Consider the following 17,745-nt stretch of genomic DNA (forward strand, 5'->3'; position numbering starts at 1 on the left):
ATTGGCGCGGCCTTCGGCCCGGCGCAGCAGGCCGCCGCTCCGGGGCAGGCGGTTGAACCTGCTGCCCCACCGGCGCGGATGCCGGGACGCGCTCCGCAGTGGAGCCTCTTTCACTTTGCCAGCCAGCGCGAAGGCGCCGCCGCCGAAGACGCCGGGGCGGCCTATCGTTTGCTGATCGACGCCGCGTGTTTTGCCGACACCCACGGCTTTGCCGCGGTCTGGACCCCCGAACGCCACTTTCACGGCTTTGGCGGGCCCTTTCCCAACCCGGCGCTCATCTCCGCTGCGCTGGCCATGGTCACCCGCCATGTGCAGCTGCGCGCGGGCAGCTGCGTACTGCCCTTGCACCATCCGCTCACGGTGGCCGAGGACTGGGCCCTGGTCGATCGGCTCTCGGGCGGCCGGGTGGGCGTGTCCTTCGCTGCCGGCTGGCAGCCGCAGGACTTTGTGCTCGCGCCGGCGGCGTGGGCAGGCCGGCGCCAGCAGATGTTCGAGGGCATCGACGCGGTGCGCCGCTTGTGGCGGGGCGAGGCTCTGGCCTGGCCCGGGCCTGAGGGACAAACGGTGACGGTGCGCACCCTGCCGCGGCCTGTGCAGGCTGAATTGCCGGTGTGGGTGACGGTGGCTGGCAACCCGCAGACCTTTGCCGAGGCCGGCCGTGCCGGATGCCATGTGCTCACTCACTTGCTGGGGCAGTCGGTCCAGGAGCTCGCCGAAAAGGTGGCGGTGTACCGCGCGGCCTGGGACGCTGCCGGCCATCCGGGTTGGGGCCAGGTGGCGCTCATGCTGCACACCTTTGTCGGGGAGGACGAGGACGCGGTGCGCGAGATGGCGCGCGGACCGCTCAAGGCCTATCTGCGCGAGGCCATGGATTTGATTCGCCGGGCCGACTGGCGCTTTCCTACCTTCGCGACGCCCACCGGTGGTGCTTCGCCCGCGACGCCGGAGGGCCAGGCGCTCCCCGCAGGCCAAACCGTCGTTCTCGCCGGGCCCGTCGGGCCAGCCGATGGTCTCAGCGAGTTCGCCGCGCGCCCGCCAACGCAGGAGGAGACAGAGGCCCTGCTCGATCACGCGTTCGAACGCTATTGGCGCAGCAGCGCCCTGATCGGTACGCCAGAGCGCTGTATGGGCCTGGTGGCGCAGCTCGCCGAAATCGGGGTCCACGAGATCGCGTGCCTGATTGATTTCGGTATCCCAGCCGACCAGGTGCTGGCGCACCTGCCCGACCTGCACCGATTGACGGAGCTGGCGCAGGCCAAGCTGGGGACAGGGACGGGGACGGGGACGACGCCGGTAGCAAGGCCCACCGCACATGCCGCGCAGTCTGCAGGTCGCGCCCTCTCGGTGGGGGCCGCGCTCACGCATCACCGCATCACCCACCTGCAATGCACGCCCTCGCAAGCGGCGATCCTGCTGGTTGACGAGGCGGGCCGGCAGGGGCTATCAGGGCTGTCGGCCCTGCTGGTGGGCGGCGAGGCGCTCCCGCCTACGATGGCCAGCGCGCTGTGCGATCAGGTGCCCGGTCTGGTGCTGAACATGTATGGCCCCACCGAGGCCACCGTGTGGTGCAGTGCCTGGGCGCTGCCTGCACGGGCAGCATCGCGGGAGTCCGGTGGCATGCCCGGTGGCATGGCGGGTGACATGGCGGGTGACATGGCAGGGCAGGCCTCCGGGTCGATGGAGATCTCCCTGGGCCGTCCGCTGTCTAACACCGAACTTCACCTGCGCAACGCCTGGGGTCAGGAGTGTCCGGCCTTTGTCCCGGGCGAACTCTGCGTCTCGGGCGCCTGCCTGGCGCAGGGTTACCACGCGCGCCCCGCGCTGGACGCCGAGCGCTTTGTCGACGACCCCCTGCGCCCGGGCCGCCGGCTGTACCGCACCGGCGACCAGGTCCGGCGCGAACCGGACGGCCGCCTCGCCTTTCTCGGCCGGCTGGACCACCAGGTGAAGATCCGCGGGCACCGCATTGAGCTGGGCGAGATCGAGTCCGCGCTGGCCTCCATGGACGGTGTGCGCGAGGCGGTGGTGGTAGCCTGCCGCGACAGTGTGGGCGAGGCCTGGCTGCAGGCCTTCGTCACCCCGCGTCCCGGGCAGTCCCCCCAGCCTCTGGATCTGGCGCGCGCTCTAGGACGACAGCTGCCGGAGTTCATGCTGCCACGGGGTATCGCCCTGCGCGATGACTTGCCCAAGACACCCAACGGAAAGATCGACCGCCAGGCGCTGGTGGCAGCCAGTCGCACGGGCGAGCCTCGGCGGCTGATGCCATCGACGCCGACACATCAGCCACATCAGCCACATCAGCGACATCCCTCGCGGCCAGCGCCTGCGCTGGTGGCCAGCACGGTGACCCTGCCAGGCCGGGGGTGCTTGGCAGCGACTGCGAGCACACCGCAGGCGCTGGAGGCGCTGGAGGCCGTCGTGGCCCAGACCTGGCGCACGGTGCTGGGCCGGCAGGAGGTGGGACGCGAGATCAACTTCTTCGACCTTGGCGGTCACTCGCTGGCTGTCATCCAGGTGCAGCGGCGCCTGCGCGAGGCCTGCGGGGTCGAGATCCCGGTGACTGACATGTTCCGTTTGACCACAATTTCCTCGCTGGCCCGTCACCTCGCCGCGAACTCGGCGGCGACCGCTGCGCCCCTTGCAGCCAGCATGTTCTCCGTTGCGCAGGACCGTGCGATGGCGCGCCGCGCCTTGCGCAACAGCCTTTCGGGCTGAGGGCAGGCCATGGAAAGTGCATCTGCCCCCTCTGGCTCGGTCGCGGTCGTGGGCCTGGCGGGGCGATTTCCCGGTGCGCCCGACTGGCGCACTTTCTGGCGCCTGCTGCGTGAGGGCCGTGAGGCCACCTGCTGGCTGGATGAGGCTGCCTTGCGCGCGGCTGGCGTGAGTGCCCGCGACCTGGCTGACCCCGCCTATGTGCCTGCCTGCCTGCCGCTGGCAGACATGGAGTGCTTTGACGCCCGCTTCTTCGGCATAAGCCCCCGCGATGCGGCGGTGATGGACCCGCAGCACCGGCACTTCATCGAATGCTGCTGGGAGGCGATGGAGGACGCCGGTCATGTGCCTGGCAGTGGGCCAGGGCGCTTTCCCGGCGCCGTCGCGGTCTTCGGTGGTTGCGGGCTGCAGGCCTATTTCGCCCGGCACCTGCTGCCCAACGCGGAGTTGCTGCGGACCATGGGCCTGTTCCTGTTGCGCCACACCGGCAACGACAAGGACTTCCTCACCACCCGGGTCTCCTACCTGCTCGACCTGCGCGGGCCCAGCGTCGGCGTGCAGACGGCCTGCTCCACCTCCTTGGTGGCGGTGCACTTGGCGGCGCAGAGCCTGCTGGCCGGCGAGTGCGACATGGCGCTGGCCGGCGGCGTGAGCATCGAGCTTCCGCATCGCCAAGGCTACCGCCACGCGGCCGGCGAAATTCTCTCGCCTGACGGCCGGTGTCGCGCCTTCGATGACGCCGCAGCGGGCACTGTTTTCGGCAGCGGCGTGGGCGTGGTGGTGCTACGGCGCCTGCAAGATGCGCTGCGTGATGGCGATGCCATCTGGGCTGTCATCCGCGGCTCCGCCATCAACAACGACGGTCGCGCCAAGGCCGGCTACCTGGCGCCCAGCCAGGACGGTCAGGCCGAGGTTGCGGCCGAAGCCCTGGCGATGGCCGGCCTGCAGGCGGCCGACATTGACTACATCGAGGCCCATGGAACCGGCACGCCCGTGGGCGACCCGATCGAGGTGGCGGCCCTGTCCCAGGCCTACGCGGGTGCGGCGCCTGGCGCCATCGGGCTGGGCTCGGTCAAGAGCAATATCGGGCATCTGGACACGGCCGCCGGCGTGGCCTCCCTGATCAAGGTGTGCCTGGCCCTGCGCCATGGCCAGTTGCCCGCGAGCCTGCACTTCCAAAGGCCGAACCGTCGCTTCGGCGCCCATCTTCCGCTGCAGGTGCTCGCCGAGGCGAGAGCCTGGCCGTCCGGCGCCCGACCTCGGCGCGCTGCGGTGCACGCGCTGGGCGTCGGCGGCACCAATGCGCACCTAGTCCTAGAGGAGGCGCCTCGTCCACCCGCCACGACCCCCCGCCCTCTGTCTTGGCAGTTGTTGCCGCTGTCGGCGCGCACGCCCCAGGCCCTGGTGGCCCTGGAAGCGCGTTGGCAAGCCTGGCTGGCAGACGAAGCGGGCGATCCACTGGGTGCAGCGAATGCGGCGGGCCCGATGGAGTTGGCGGACCTAGTGGACGCGGCCTTCACCCTGCAGGAAGGGCGCATCCACCAGCCCTGTCGATCGGTCTGGGTGGCGCGTCATCACACGCAGTTACGCAGCGCCCTGGCAGCGCCGGGCACGCAGGTCGTGTCTGCCCCGCCCATCGCAGGCTCGGTGGCGGAGGCGCCAGCGCGTCGGCTCCACGGGTCGGCGCCGGATGCGCCGCCGCCGGTGGCCTGGTTGTTCCCCGGCGCTGGCTCGCATCGACCGGGTGCCTGCCAAGACCTGCTGGCGCTGCCGGCCTTCCGCGAAGCAGTGCAGGCTTGCCTTGAAGCTTGGCCAGCCGGCGTCGCCCTCGAGGTGGCCGAGGGACTGCGGTCTGCTTGGCTGGGGGAAACCACTGGGCGCGGCCATGCTCACGTGGATGCCCAAGACCGCGACCCGGCCTGCGCGCTCGGGCCGGCGCAGCGACTCGCCGTCCAGCCCGTGGCCCCCGAAGGACAGACCTCGCCCCGGTTCGAATTGCCGGCGCTGCTGGTGCTCGAACTGGCGCTGGCACGCCTGTGGGAGGCGGTCGGCGTCACGCCTTGTGCGCTCATGGGGCACAGCGCTGGCGAAGTGGCCGCCGCCTGCGCCGCCGGGTTGCTGTCCCTGCCCGATGCGCTGGCGCTGGCCTGCTGGCGTGGCGAGTTGCTCGAGGCGGTCGGCGGCACCATGCTCGCGGTCGAAGCGTCAGAGGTGCAATTGGCCCCTTGGCTGGCGCAGGAGGGCCTGGACCTGGCGGCCGTCAACGCGCCAGGACTATGCGCGATCTCGGGCTCGCCGCAGGCGCTGGCACGCCTGGCCGCGCACCTGCAGGGCCTGGGGATCGGGTCGCGTCCCTTGCCGGTGGCGGTTGCGGCCCACTCGCGCGCGGTCGATGGCCTGGTGCCTGTCCTGCTCGAGCGCTGCGCCGATTTGCGATCTTTGCCAGCGTGGCGGCCCTTTCTCTCGGCGCTGGACGGCGAGTGGATCCTGCCGGGGCAGACGCTGCCCCCCGATTACTGGGGGCGGCACCTGCGCCAGCCGGTGCGCTGCGCGCAGGCCATGGCGCGACTGGGGCATGACCATCCGGGCGCAGCCTGGCTCGAGTGCGGGCCAGGCCAGGCCCTGACCTCGCTGGCGCGCGCCAATGGCTGCGGCGAGCGGCTGCTTCTGGCCTCGGCGGGCCGGCCGCAGGAGGGTGGCGAAGACCTGCCTCACCTGCTGGCTGCCGCGGGCGCGCTGTGGTGCGCGGGCGTGCCGCTGCAATGGGAGGCGCTGCGGACCGGCCGGACCGGCCGGCGAGTCTCCCTGCCCACTTACCCCTTCGAGCGGGTTCGGCACTGGGTCGACCCGCCTGCCAATCACCCCGATGACCTGCACGGCATGGCCGGGTCGGTGACGAGCCCGCCGGCCGAGCCCAGGCCCAGCGCTGCGACATCTGCCAAGGCAGGCGCGCTCGCGCCGGCTCCCCGCTTGCCCTTGGGGCCGGATTGGTTCAGCCAGGATGTGTGGGAGTGCCAGCCGCTGCCGCTGGCGCCGACGGGCCACCCCGCTTGGCTCGTGCTGGGGGGTTCCTCAGCAGCAGGCGCAGGCATTCGCCGGGCGCTGGTCGCGGCCGGTGTTGAGTGCCTGCCGGAGGACGCGGGCCTGTCACGACACCCGCCGCCGGCGGTAGTGCTTCTTTTGGGTGCGCTCGATGGCGACAGCCCGGGTCCGCTCTGGCCCCCTTCATACGAGCGGGCTGAGGGGCAGGAGAGGCAGGAGAGGCAGGAGACGGTGCAAGGGCATCCAGGGCAGGTTGGACCGGAGCAAGCGGTCCCCGAGTCGGGCGCCCTGGCCGGCCTTCGGGCGCAGCAGGCCGCGGCTTTTGAGCCGGCGATCGGTCTGGCGCGCCAGTGGCTCGAGGCCGGCATCGAGGCGCCCTCGCGCTGGCTCTTCGTCACCGCGGGTGCCTTGGCGGTGTCGGGCCTGCCCCCGCGGTCACCCGCGCAGGCCCTGGCTTTGGGGCCAGCGCTGGTGATCCCGCGTGAATTGCCCGGTGTGCAGGCGCGGCTGGTCGATCTCGACCCCGATGCCGAGCCCGCCACCTTGGCCGACTGGCTGCGCTCGGAGGCCGCTGCGGATGCGGCTTGGGCTGACCCGCTTCCTTCGCCTGTGGTGGCCTGGCGGCAGGGCCAACGCTGGGTTCGTCGCCGCGCGACTGCGGCACCACCCGAGCCGGCCATGCCGCCGGGCCTGCGCTTGCGTCACGGCGGCATTTACCTGATCACCGGCGGACTGGGGGGCCTGGGCTTGACCCTGGCGAATTGGCTGGCGCGCCGTTGTGCGCCCCGGCTCGCGCTGGTCGGCCGCCATCCGCTGCCGACGGAGCGGCAGTGGGAGCTGCAGGCCCTCGAGGCCGCTGGCGCGCAGGTGCAGGTGTTTTGCGCCGACGTGTCCGACCCCGCCCAGATGGCCCAGGTGGTCCACACCTGCGCGCTGCGTTGGGGAGAGATTCACGGGGTCTTCCACGCAGCCGGCGACATGGGCGACGCGTCGCTGGCGCAGCGGCCACTGGCCGAGATGCGCCGCCTGATTGCGGGCAAGGCCGGTGGTGCGCTGGTGCTGGACCGCCTCTTGCCCGAGCCCATGGACTTGTTCGTGGTGTTCTCGTCGACCAGCGTGTTGCTGGGCCCGCCCGGTCAGGTCGACTATGTGGCCGCCAATGCGGTGCTGGAATCGGTTGCCGCCCGCCGGCCAGACGGCTTGGCGATTCGCTGGGGCGTGTGGGCGGACCGGGGCATGGCGGCGCGGCGCGCCGGAATGGAGCAGACGCCGCCAGCGCCTGTCACACGGACCGGCGCGCGCCCGGCCCTGGGCGTGCAGGTCGATGCGCGCCCGCTCGAGGATGCGCACGCCAACGCGTACTCCCTGTTGGGTGTGCACTCCCATGCGCACCCCCTGCTGGATGCGCACTCCGACGCGCACCCCCTGCTGGGTGCGCGGGTCACGGCGACCGGCAGCCCCTGCTTCGAGGTGCTTCTCGCGCCCGACGCGCTGTGGTCGCTGCGCGAGCACCAGGTGGCAGGGCGCCCCGTGCTGCCGGGGACCGCCTACCTGGAGATGGCGCGGGCTGCGATGGCCTCCATCGAGACGGATGCGGCCATCCGGCGCGCCACCCGAACGCCGCGCAGGGCTGAAGGCCAGAACGACGCGGCCTGGTTGGTCGTTCGCGACTGGGCCTGGGAGGCGGCGATGGTCTTTGCAGACGCACCCCGGCGCGTGCGCCTGACGCTCGATGCGGTGCGGGGCACACAGGAGACGCACTCCAGGCCGGGTGCAGGCGATGCAAGCCGAGTCCATCCCATCAAGCAAGCCTGTGAGTCAAGCCCGGTATCCCCTGCGCCGACAGGCTGGGACCTGCGCATCGACAGCCTTGGCCCGGGCGAGACCACGTGGACCCGCCATGCGCGCGGTCGCCTGGCCTGGGTGGGCGCAGCGACAGATGCGGTCAAGGCGCCCCCTGCGAGGCGGGTGCCTGGCCCCTGGACGAGGGCGCAGGCACCCCAGGCGGCGCACCCCGCACTCACGCTGGGGCCGCGCTGGGATTGCCTGGAGGGCGTAGCGCGCGGGGAGCGCGTGCAGCGCGCGCAGGACACGGGCCACATGGCAAGCACGGAGCGAATGGGTGCGACCGAGGTCAACGGGTGGTCATGGGCCCGTCGCGACGTCGATGCATCGCCTGCGTGTCCCGCTTCGACGGTGCTGCCAGTCGCACGTCTGGCCCTCGCGTCCGAATTCGCACCCGACCTTGCGCAGTTCGCCTGGCACCCCGCGCTGATGGACATCGCGCTCACCATGGGCTTGCCGGCCCGTCAAGCCGGCGAGCGAAGCGAGCAGGCCGGGCAGGGCGATCAGGACGACCTCGTAGCCCTGCTCTATGCGCCGGTGGCCCTGGCTGAGGCCTGCCTGCCGCCGGCGCTGCCGGGGCGGCTGGTCAGCGTGTGCACCCGCAGGGAACGGCTCTCCGGCGGCCGGCTGTCGCTGGACGTGCAACTGCAAAGCACGGAGGGCCCGGTTCTCGGCTGGGTGCGGGGCCTGGTGCTGAAGCCGGTGGATCCCGCAGGGCTGGCGCGCCAGGACACGCCGCCCCCGGGCGCCAGCGTGTTCGCCATCCGGGCCCTGCAGGCGCTGGTGGCGGGCGGCATCCGCGCCGAGGAAGCGTCTGCCGTCTTCGAGCGGGCGCTCGGATCGGCTGCGCCGCTGGTCACCGTGTCGTCGATGGACCTGGCCCGCTTGCAGGAGCGGTTCTCGCCTCCTGTTGGCGGAGCGCTTTGCGTTGGTACCGAAGCAGCCACGCGGTTGCTGCCAGGAAGGGCGGCAGCGCTGGATGGCTCGCCCATGCCGCCCGTGCCAGAGGGGGCATGCCGGCCGGCTTCGCAGGTCCGATCAGACGTTCCCGCTCCTTCGGCAGCCGCCCTCACGCCGGTCGAGGCCGCCCTCGCGCAGGCCTGGCGCGAACTGCTCGGCGTGGCGCAGCCCGGACCCGAAGACGACTTTTTTGCCCTGGGCGGCCACTCCCTGGTGGCGGTGCGCCTGTTCGCGCGCCTGCGCCGGGAGTTGGGCGTCGACCTGCCGCTGTCGACGCTGTTCGAAGCGCCCACGCTGGCCAGCCTGGCTGCGCGTGTGACGGCCGCACAGCCCGCGCCGTCGGCACCGTCTGCGCCGGCCACCCGAAGTGGCAGTGGCAGTGGCAGCGCCGCGCCGCCGACGGATCGTGCGCGTCCGGTGCCCGGCGCGCCAGGCGCTGCGCAGACAGATCCGACGGCGCATCAGAGCGTCGATCCGATCGGCGACGAAAGAGCCGATCAACGAGCCGATCAAAGATCTGGTCAGGCGTCCGATCACACCGCGGCTCCGAGGACACCCGCGCCCTGGTCCCCGCTGGTGAACCTCCGTCCCGGTCCCCGGCCCGCCGAAGGAACCCACCTCCCGAGCCGTCCGCCCCTGTTTTGCGTCCATGGCGCCGGCGGCAATGTGCTCAATTTCCGGCTCCTGGCCGACAAGCTCTCGCCCGACCAGGGCTTTTACGGCCTGCAGGCTCAGGGCGTGGACGGACGTCTGGCGCCGCTGCCCAGCGTCGAGGCGATGGCAGCGCAGTACCTCGCCGCCCTGCGCGAGGTCTGCCCCGAGGGGCCCTATCGCCTCGCGGGCTATTCGGCTGGCGGCGTGATCGCGATGGAGATGGCGCGCCAGCTCCAGGCCGACGGGCAGCGGGTTGATCTGCTGGCGATGATTGACACCCTGTGCCCGGTCGCCGCACGCCAGCGGCTGCCCTGGTGGCGGCGCCTGTGGCTGATGCGCCATTGGTCGCTGCGCTTCGCGCTGGGTTGGCCGGTGAGGCGCCTGCAGGGGCGAGGTAACAACGCTCGCCACGCGCAGGCGCTGGCCGCGCGCGCGCGCGGCGAGGCGCTGCCGCCCGAGCTGGCCGAGGCCGTGCTGTTTCGCAACTTCATCGAGGTGCAAGCGCGCTACCAGCCACCGGTCTGGAACGGCGATCTGCTGCTGATCAAGGCGCGCCAGGCCGAGGTGCCCTATCTGGCGGCCGGCCCCTGCCTGGGGTGGGAGCGTTGGGTACGAGGCCGCATCGAGAGCCGGGATGTGGGCGGTTCGCACTTTTCGGTGATGCGCGAGCCAGGGCTGGGCGAACTGGCCAACGCCCTCCAATCCGCACTGGATAAGCGCGATGGGGTACCGTATCGTCCATGGCCACCACGCACCGCCCCCCGTCCTCTTGGCAACTCGGCTGGCGAATGCTCCGGCGCGACTTGCGCGCCGGCGAGCTGGGCCTGGTGGTGGCAGCCATCCTCCTGGCGGTGGCGGCGCTGACGGCCGTGGGTTTTTTCGCCGACCGGCTGCAGGCCGGCCTGGCGCGTGACGCTCGCCAGCTGCTCGGGGGCGACGTGGTGGTGGTCAGCGGCAACCCGACGCCACCGCAGTTCGCCGCGCAGGCGCGGGCGCTAGGCCTGCAGGTGGCCGCCACCGTGTCCTTTCCCACCATGGCCCGGGCCGATGAGGCCCGCGGCGGCGCTACGCGGCTGGTGGCGCTCAAAGCGGTGAGCCCTGGCTACCCCTTGCGCGGCCGAGTTCGGGTGGCCCAGTCACCGGGTGAGGCGGGCGCGCCCACCGCTGAGATCCCTGCGCGCGGCGAGGCCTGGGTGGATGCCCCCCTGCTGGATGCGCTCGCGCTGCAGGTGGGCGACCTGATGGGCCTGGGCGATTCCCAATTGCGCATCAGCCGCGTGATCACCGCCGAACCTGATCGCGGTGCTGGCTTCATGAGCTTTGCGCCCCGGGTGATGATCCATGAGGGCGACCTCGCGGCCACAGGTCTGGTGCAACCGGCCAGCCGGCTCACCTGGCGGCTCGCAGTCGCTGGCGGGGACCCGGCGGTCAAGCGTTTCCAAGACTGGGCGCAAGCGCAGATCCAGCCCGTGACCGGTTCGTCGGCGACGGCACCTGCTCGCGCCGCTGCCAATGCCCAGACTGAGGCTGAGTCGTCGCTGCGCGGCGTGCGGCTGGAGTCGATGGAGGCGGGCCGACCCGAGATGCGCCAGACCCTCGACCGCGCCAGCAAGTTCCTGCACCTGGTGGCCCTGCTGGCGGCCCTCCTCAGCGCGGTGGCGGTGGCCCTGGCGGCGCGCGGCTTTGCCAGCCGCCATTTGGATGACTGCGCCATGCTGCGGGTCCTGGGCCAGAGCCAGGCAGGCATCGCCCGGGCCTACGCCTTCGAGTTCGGCCTGGTGGGGCTGGCCGCGAGTGCTTTGGGTGTGGCGCTGGGCTTCGCGGTCCATTTTGTGTTCGTGCAACTGCTCGCCGGCCTGGTGGAGGCGACGCTGCCCCTGCCCGGCGCCTGGCCGGCCCTGTTTGGACTGGGCGTGGGCCTGACCCTGCTGGTCGCCTTTGGCTTGCCGCCGGTGCTGCAACTGGCCCAGGTGCCGCCGCTGCGGGTGATCCGCCGTGACCTTGGCGGTCTCAAGCCGGCCTCGTTGGGCGTGCTGGGCCTGGGCGTCGCCGGCTTTGCCGCGCTTTTGCTTGCCGCCAGCCGTGATCCGGCGCTGGGCGGCATTGCGGTCGGTGGCTTCGCCGTCGCGGTGCTGCTGTTCGCCGGTTTGGCGGCGCTGGCCCTGCGTCTGCTGCGGCGCGCCGTCAATGAGGCCACCGCGCCGCGCTGGCTGGTGCTGGCGACCCGCCAGGTCGCCGCCCGGCCGGCCTACACCGTGGTCCAGGTCAGTGCCTTGGCGGTGGGCATGCTGGCCCTGGTGCTGCTGGTCTTGATTCGTACCGACCTCATCTCGAGCTGGCGCCGTGCCACCCCGCCCGACGCACCCAACCGCTTCGTGATCAATGTCCAGCCCGAGCAAGCGCAGGACTTTCAGCAGACGCTGGCACGCGCCGGCGTGGCCCGCTACGACTGGTACCCGATGATCCGTGGCCGCTTGCTCACGATCAACGGGCGGCCGGTCTCGCCCGATCAATTTGACGACGACCGCGCCCGGCGTCTGGTGGACCGCGAGTTCAACCTCTCGCACAGCGCCGAGATGCCAGCCCATAACCAGGTAGTGAGCGGCCGCTGGCAGCCAGGAGACGCCAGCGCGATCAGCATGGAAGAGGGTATCGCGCAGACGCTCGGTCTTTCGCTTGGCGACACCCTGGTCTTTGACATCGGCGGCCTGCGCCAGGAGTCGCGCATCACCTCGCTGCGCAAGGTGGACTGGGGTTCGATGCGGGCGAATTTCTTCGCCATGTACACCGTCGCGCAGATGCCCAACTTGCCGGCCACCTACATCAGCGCCTTCCGCGCGCCGCCGCAGCCTGGCTTTGACAATGCCCTCGTGCGCGCTTTTCCGAACATCACCAACATCGACATGAGCGCCACGCTCGGCCAGGTGCAGCGTGTGCTGGATCAGGTAATTCAGGCGGTGGAGTTCCTCTTCGGCTTTACCCTGGCCGCCGGCCTGGTGGTGCTCTTCGCCGCCATCACCGCCACCCGCGAGGAGCGGGCCCGCGAGTTCGCCATCATGCGGGCGGTGGGCGCCCGTGCCTCGCTGCTGCGGCAGGTGCAACGGGCCGAGCTGATTGGGGTGGGCCTGCTGGCGGGTTTTTTGGCCGCCTCGGTGGCCAGCGTGGTGGGCTGGGCGCTGGCGCGCTGGGTCTTTGACTTCAGCTGGAGGGTATCGCCCTGGGTGCCTCTGGGTGGTGCGCTGGCAGGCGCCCTGCTGGCCTGGGCGGCGGGCTGGTGGACCCTGCGCGAGGTGCTGCGCCAGCCGGTGGCCCAGACGCTGCGCCGCGCGGCGGAGTGAGCGGCGGGCAATCGCGCAGAGTGGCGTTGCGCGGCGGCGGTTGCGGCCGCTGGGCGCTGCGGACTGATCAGGGCAGCTCGGCGCCGCGGACTATTCAGGGCAGCTCGGTGCCGCCCATGCGCCCGACGATCACTTCGGCCCGGCCGGAGAGATAGGGGGAGTTGGGCAGTTTTTCGAAGTAGCGCGGGCGCGGCAGCATGACGGCCAGGCGCGCGGCTTCGAAGGGTGAGAGCTGGGACACGCTCTTGCGGTAGTAGTGGCGCGCTGCGGCCTCGGCGCCGAACACGCCCTCACCCCATTCCACGCTATTGAGATAGATCTCGAGGATGCGCTCCTTGGACAGCAGTTGTTCAAGGGCGAAGGTCAGCACGATTTCCTGGCCTTTGCGCACCAGGGTTCGTTCGCCCGAGAGAAACAGGTTCTTGGCCAGTTGCTGGGTGATGGTCGATCCGCCCATGATGCGGGGCTTGGCGTTACGACCGGCCTGCGCCCGCCGCGCCGCTTGCTGCTCGGCCCGCGCATTGCGCTGCCAGGCTTTTTCAATCGCGTCCCAGTCGACGCCGTCGTGGCTGGCGAAGCCGTCGTCTTCCGAGGCGATCACCGCGCGCTTGAGGTTGTCGGAAATGCGCGCGTAGGGCACCCATTCCTGGCGCCAGCGCAGGCCGTTTTTCCCCTCCTGGGCAATGCGCCAGGCTTCGGAGCGCTGGAAGGCGGTGGACTCGGGCGCGATCAGCGCCATCGTGGCGATGCGCAGCACGAAAAACAGCTGCAAGCCCAGCAGCCCCACCACCACAATCAGCAGCCAGCGCACCAGTGCTTTCATGCCTTCATGCCTTCCGACTCATGCCAAGCGGGTCCATGTCTATATGAGGATCCAGGGTCGCCTGGGGCTGGGACAGGCCCAGCGCCCTAGCGGCCGCTCATGCGGGTTTCCAGGGTCTCCTCCCGGGTGAAGCGAAAGCGCGAGACCACCACGATCTGGTCAGCCTGGCGGCGCATGCCCTCACTGAAGCGGGAAAAGGGTCCGGCGAGTCGGGCAATGGCCATCGCCCGCCGGTCGAGGTTGAGGTTACCCGAACTCTCGACCACCTCCGCGCCCAGCACCCGCCCGTCGTGGTTGACCGTGAGCAGCAGGGTCAGTTCGCCATAGAGCTTTTGCCCGGCCAGGGTCGGAAAGTTTTGCGTGCCGCGGTCCTCGATCCGCCGGCGCAGGGCGTCGTAATAGGTGGCGTAGATGGCCTCGCGGGTCGCCGGACTCACGAAGCGTTTGCGGGGACGGGCGTTTTCTTCCTGGATACGCCGCTCAATTTCGGCCAAGAGTTGCGTGAGCTGGCGGCGGCGCTGCTCGCGCTCGCGCGCCTGGGGGCTGTCGGCCTCAACACGCGGGTCGGTTGGGGGCAGGGTGGCCAGGGCTTGTTGCACCTGGGCCAGCAGGGCGGTCTGCTGTGCCTGCATTGCCGCGACGCGCTTTTGGGTTTCTTCCAGCGCATCGCCGTCCTGGGCTGTGGGCGAGGGCGGCAGTGGCGAGGTGGCCCGCCCGCGCTCAGCCTCGCCGCCGCCAGCGAGCGAGGCGTTGGCCAGGGCCTGCGGCTTGTCGACCCGCTCCTTGCTGCGGGCATTGACCAGCACCACCTCCAGGGGCGTGTCCTGGAAGATGCGGTCAAAGCGCTCCGGGTCGACGATGCGCAGGGTGAGAAGGGCCACATGCACCGCCACCGAAATGAGCAGGGCAATCTGCAGCGTGGTGAGGCGCAGCCGCCGCGGTGCCTGCGGCCCGGTGCCGCGGCTCTCCCCGAATTCACCGAATTCGCCAGGCTCGCCGGGCTCGCCCCGTTTGCGGCGATACAGCGCGCGGGTGACGAGCTCTCGCAGGCCCATAGCCCTCGCCCGGTTTCAGCCTGCTGCCGGCGCGCTGCTGGGGGTCTCACCAGCGTCGGCTTCGGACAGGTCCACCGCAATCGCCAAGGGGCCGGCCACTGGCTCGTCATCGTCGGCACCGTCATCCTCGGCACCTGTGGGCAGGGCTTCGGCATCGAGCCGCTCGCTCACCGTGCCGCCCAGGTCCAGGGCAATCTCGTCGACCGCGCCCAGACGCACCCGCACCCGCGCGCCGCGTGGCAGGCCGTTCGTGCCCATCACCGGAAGCACCAGGGGCAGGGTGTCGGCGCGGACAAGCCCCTCTTTGAACACGGTCGCATCGAGCTCCTGGATGCCCCGCTGCGCCAGGTAGCGAAGTGTCCAGAAGCGCTCCATCCCCGCCTGGTAGGCGTTGTAGGTCGAGTACGCGGCGTCGAAGCTGGAGATGATGGAGAACAGTTCTGCATCCTTGGGCTTGAAGGGCGCCGCTAGGGCGGCGGTGCGCCCGTGGCGCGCGGCGGCGATGATCTGCCACTGGTTCACTAGGTCGGTGTAGCGGCGCAGGGGCGAAGTGCTCCAGGCATAGCACTTGACCCCGATACCGGCATGGGGCGCCGGCTTGGTCCCCATGCGCACCTTCACGCCCGGTGCCAAACTGGCCTGGCTGCGGTAGATGGCGGGCACGCCCAGTTCTGCTAGCCACTGGCCCCACTGGCTGTTGGCAAGAATCATGGCCTCAGCCACGATCAGGTCGAGCGGCGCGCCGCGCCGGCGCACGCTGATCTCGACCTGCTCCTGGCCCGAGGGTTCATCACCCGCCGCGTCGACCAAGCGGAAGTTGTAGTCGGGCCGGTTGAAGGTTTCGGGCTTGCCCCGCACCACCTCGCGCAGACCCTTGAGATGGCGCGCCAGCCGCCACAAGAAGGACAACTCGGGCCGCAGCGAGGCCGCAGGCTCGGGCACCGGATCGCCCTCGTACTCGGGGTTGCTCGGGTCTTCCAGCCAGGGCTCGGTGATGGTGGCGTCGAGTTTGTCGTGACGCAGGTTGTGGGCAATGGCCACCCGCTCCAGCCGGGTGTCGGCACCCTGGATCGCCAGGGTGGCCTCGTCAAAGCGCACGTAGAGCGAGACGGCCGGGCAGTCGCGCCCCTCTTGCAGGGTGTAGGCCTGTACCACCGCGTCGGGCAGCATGGTGATCTTGTGCCCCGGCATGTAGACGGTGGACAGGCGCTGGCGCGCCACCTGATCCACCGCGGAGGCAGGTGCCAGCGCCAGGCCAGGCGCGGCGATATGCACGCCCAGGGTGACGGTGCCCGAACCCAGGCCCTGCACCGACAGCGCGTCGTCGATCTCGGTGGTGGCCGAGTCGTCGATGGACCAGGCCGGCACCGGTGCCAGCGGCAGTTCGTCGGTGATCGGGGGCGCCTCCAGGGGGGGGAATCCGGTGCCCTTGGGGAAATGCTCGAACAGGAAACGCTTCCAGTGGAACTGGTAGGCCGATTCGATGGCGCCTGCTTGCCGAAGCAGGTTCAGCGGTGCCAGCTGGGTGCTGCGCGCGGCCTCGACCACCGCCTTGTATTCGGGCGAGTTCTTGTCCGGCTTGAACAGGATGCGAAAGAGCTGCTCGCGGATCGCGTCGGGGCATTGGCCGGCGGCCAGCTCGCCGGCCCAGCCATCGATCTGGGCCTGGACCTGTTTTTTCTTTTCGATGGCGGCCAGAGCCTGCTGCACGATCTCGGCCGGCGCCTTGCGAAAGCGCCCTTTGCCGGCGCGCCGAAAGTAGTGCGGCGCCTCGAACAGGCGCAGGAGGGCTGCCGCTTGTTGCTCGAGGCTGGCCTGGGCGCTGAAGTACTCGCGCGCCAGGTCGGCGAAACCGAACTCTTCTTCGGGCGCGAATTCCCAGGCCAGCGCAAGCTCGATCTCGGCGGCCACGCGCTGGGCGCCTGCAAGCAGGTCGGCGGGGCTGGGCTTGTCGAAGCGCAAGAGGATGTGGGCGGACTTGACCTTGACCCGCTTGCCGGTCTCAAGCTCCACCTGGGCCGAGGCCTCGGCCTCGGACAGCACGCGGCCGGTGTGAAATTTGCCGGCGTCTTCATACAGAACGAACATGCCCGGATTGTCCCACGCAGGCTGGACAGGACGGGGCTACTCCTGACGCCAGCGGCGATAATTCGGGGCCATGCCCGCCGTCATCGAAAAACCCTCCCTGTTGCAACGGGCCGCACCTTTGGTGCGCGGGTTCGATGGCCCCTTGGCCTTCGCCGTCTTCATGCTCGCTTGTGCCGGCCTGCTGACCATGTATTCCTCCGGCTTCGACCACGGCACGCGCTTCGTGGACCATGGCCGCAACATGCTGATTGCCGGCTTTGTCATGTTCGTCATCGCCCAGGTGCCACCCCAGCGCCTGATGACGCTGGCGGTGCCGCTCTACACCTTGGGCGTGGCCTTGCTGGTGGCGGTGGCCTTGTTTGGCATCACCAAGAAGGGGGCCAAGCGTTGGGTCAGCGTTGGCATCGTCATTCAGCCCAGCGAGATCCTCAAGATCGCGGTGCCGCTGATGCTGGCCTGGTGGTTCCAAAAACGCGAAGGCCAGATGCGGCCGCTGGACTTCCTGGTCGCGGGCCTCCTTTTGGCCATTCCGGTGGGGCTGATCGTCAAGCAGCCTGACCTGGGCACCGCCCTCCTGGTGCTGGCGGCTGGCCTTTCGGTGATCTTTTTTGCGGGCCTGTCCTGGCGCCTCATCATCCCGCCGGTGCTCCTGGGGCTGCTCGGCATCATCTTGCTGGTGGTGTTCGAGGCGCAGCTGTGCGCGCCTGGGATGGACTGGCCGCTGCTGCATGACTACCAGCAGCAGCGGGTGTGCACCTTGCTCGACCCCGGCAAGGACCCGCTGGGCAAGGGCTTCCATATCCTCCAGGGCATGATCGCCATCGGCTCCGGCGGTATCTTCGGCAAGGGTTTCATGCAGGGGACGCAGACCCATCTGGAGTTCATCCCCGAGCGCACCACCGACTTCATCTTCGCCGCCTTCTCTGAGGAGTTCGGGCTGCTGGGCAACCTGTTCCTCATCGCGGGTTTTGTCGCTCTGGTGCTGCGCGGCCTGACGATTGCCTCCGAGGCCTCGACCGTCTTCTCCCGCTTACTGGCGGGCGCAGTGACCATGATTTTTTTCACCTATGCCTTCGTGAACATGGGCATGGTGAGCGGCATATTGCCGGTGGTGGGGGTGCCGCTGCCCTTCATCAGCTATGGCGGTACCGCCATGGTGACCTTGGGCCTGGGCCTGGGGATTCTGATGTCCATCGCCCGCAGCAAGCGGCTGGTGCAGACATAATCG

Annotated in this window: 7 protein-coding genes; 4 read left to right on the forward strand and 3 right to left on the reverse strand. The window is 70.3% G+C overall.

Annotation, left to right across the window (positions count from 1 at the left end):
• The 3 genes from QE494_RS12340 to QE494_RS12350 form a co-directional block, all read left to right on the forward strand.
• Positions 1 to 2,715: MupA/Atu3671 family FMN-dependent luciferase-like monooxygenase (locus tag QE494_RS12340; protein WP_300043699.1), on the forward strand; the 2,715-nt coding region annotated here is incomplete at its 5' end.
• 9 nt (positions 2,716 to 2,724) lie between these two features.
• Positions 2,725 to 10,077 carry a type I polyketide synthase gene (locus QE494_RS12345; RefSeq protein ID WP_300043701.1) on the forward strand — a complete coding sequence of 2,451 codons (7,353 nt, stop codon included), beginning with the start codon at positions 2,725 to 2,727 and terminating at the stop codon, positions 10,075 to 10,077.
• Positions 10,002 to 12,551, forward strand: coding sequence for an ABC transporter permease (locus QE494_RS12350; RefSeq protein ID WP_300043703.1), 2,550 nt, complete (start codon positions 10,002 to 10,004; stop codon positions 12,549 to 12,551). Before QE494_RS12345 ends, QE494_RS12350 begins: the two co-directional genes overlap by 76 nt.
• Before the next feature lie 94 nt (positions 12,552 to 12,645).
• Here QE494_RS12350 and mtgA read toward each other — a convergent pair whose 3' ends face one another.
• The 3 genes from mtgA to QE494_RS12365 all read right to left on the reverse strand — a co-directional run bounded on the left by mtgA (position 12,646) and on the right by QE494_RS12365 (position 16,517).
• Positions 12,646 to 13,374: a monofunctional biosynthetic peptidoglycan transglycosylase gene (gene mtgA / locus QE494_RS12355; RefSeq protein ID WP_300043704.1), complete on the reverse strand. Its 729-nt coding sequence runs from the start codon at positions 13,372 to 13,374 to the stop codon at positions 12,646 to 12,648.
• Positions 13,375 to 13,460: 86 nt separating this feature from the next.
• Positions 13,461 to 14,429: an energy transducer TonB gene (locus QE494_RS12360; protein WP_300043705.1), complete on the reverse strand. Its 969-nt coding sequence runs from the start codon at positions 14,427 to 14,429 to the stop codon at positions 13,461 to 13,463.
• Between the two features lie 15 nt (positions 14,430 to 14,444).
• Positions 14,445 to 16,517, reverse strand: coding sequence for a ribonuclease catalytic domain-containing protein (locus QE494_RS12365; RefSeq protein ID WP_300043706.1), 2,073 nt, complete (start codon positions 16,515 to 16,517; stop codon positions 14,445 to 14,447).
• A 70-nt stretch (positions 16,518 to 16,587) separates the two neighbouring features.
• Here QE494_RS12365 and rodA point away from each other — a divergent pair, with 70 nt between their 5' ends.
• On the forward strand, positions 16,588 to 17,742 hold the full coding sequence (gene rodA, locus QE494_RS12370) for a rod shape-determining protein RodA (RefSeq protein ID WP_300043707.1): 1,155 nt from the start codon (positions 16,588 to 16,590) through the stop codon (positions 17,740 to 17,742).
• The last annotated feature ends 3 nt before the right edge of the window (positions 17,743 to 17,745 follow it).

The organism is Ramlibacter sp. (genome assembly GCF_029866045.1).
In the GTDB taxonomy this organism is placed as follows: Bacteria; Pseudomonadota; Gammaproteobacteria; order Burkholderiales; family Burkholderiaceae_C; genus Ramlibacter.

What these genes read in the sequence shown, in the direction of transcription:
- QE494_RS12365 (WP_300043706.1), bottom strand. Translation starts at nt 16,517, where the DNA reads ATGTTCGTTCTGTATGAAGACGCCGGCAAATTTCACACCGGCCGCGTG.
- QE494_RS12350 (WP_300043703.1), top strand. Translation starts at nt 10,002, where the DNA reads ATGCTCCGGCGCGACTTGCGCGCCGGCGAGCTGGGCCTGGTGGTGGCA.
- rodA (WP_300043707.1), top strand. Translation starts at nt 16,588, where the DNA reads ATGCCCGCCGTCATCGAAAAACCCTCCCTGTTGCAACGGGCCGCACCT.
- QE494_RS12360 (WP_300043705.1), bottom strand. Translation starts at nt 14,429, where the DNA reads ATGGGCCTGCGAGAGCTCGTCACCCGCGCGCTGTATCGCCGCAAACGG.
- mtgA (WP_300043704.1), bottom strand. Translation starts at nt 13,374, where the DNA reads ATGAAAGCACTGGTGCGCTGGCTGCTGATTGTGGTGGTGGGGCTGCTG.
- QE494_RS12345 (WP_300043701.1), top strand. Translation starts at nt 2,725, where the DNA reads ATGGAAAGTGCATCTGCCCCCTCTGGCTCGGTCGCGGTCGTGGGCCTG.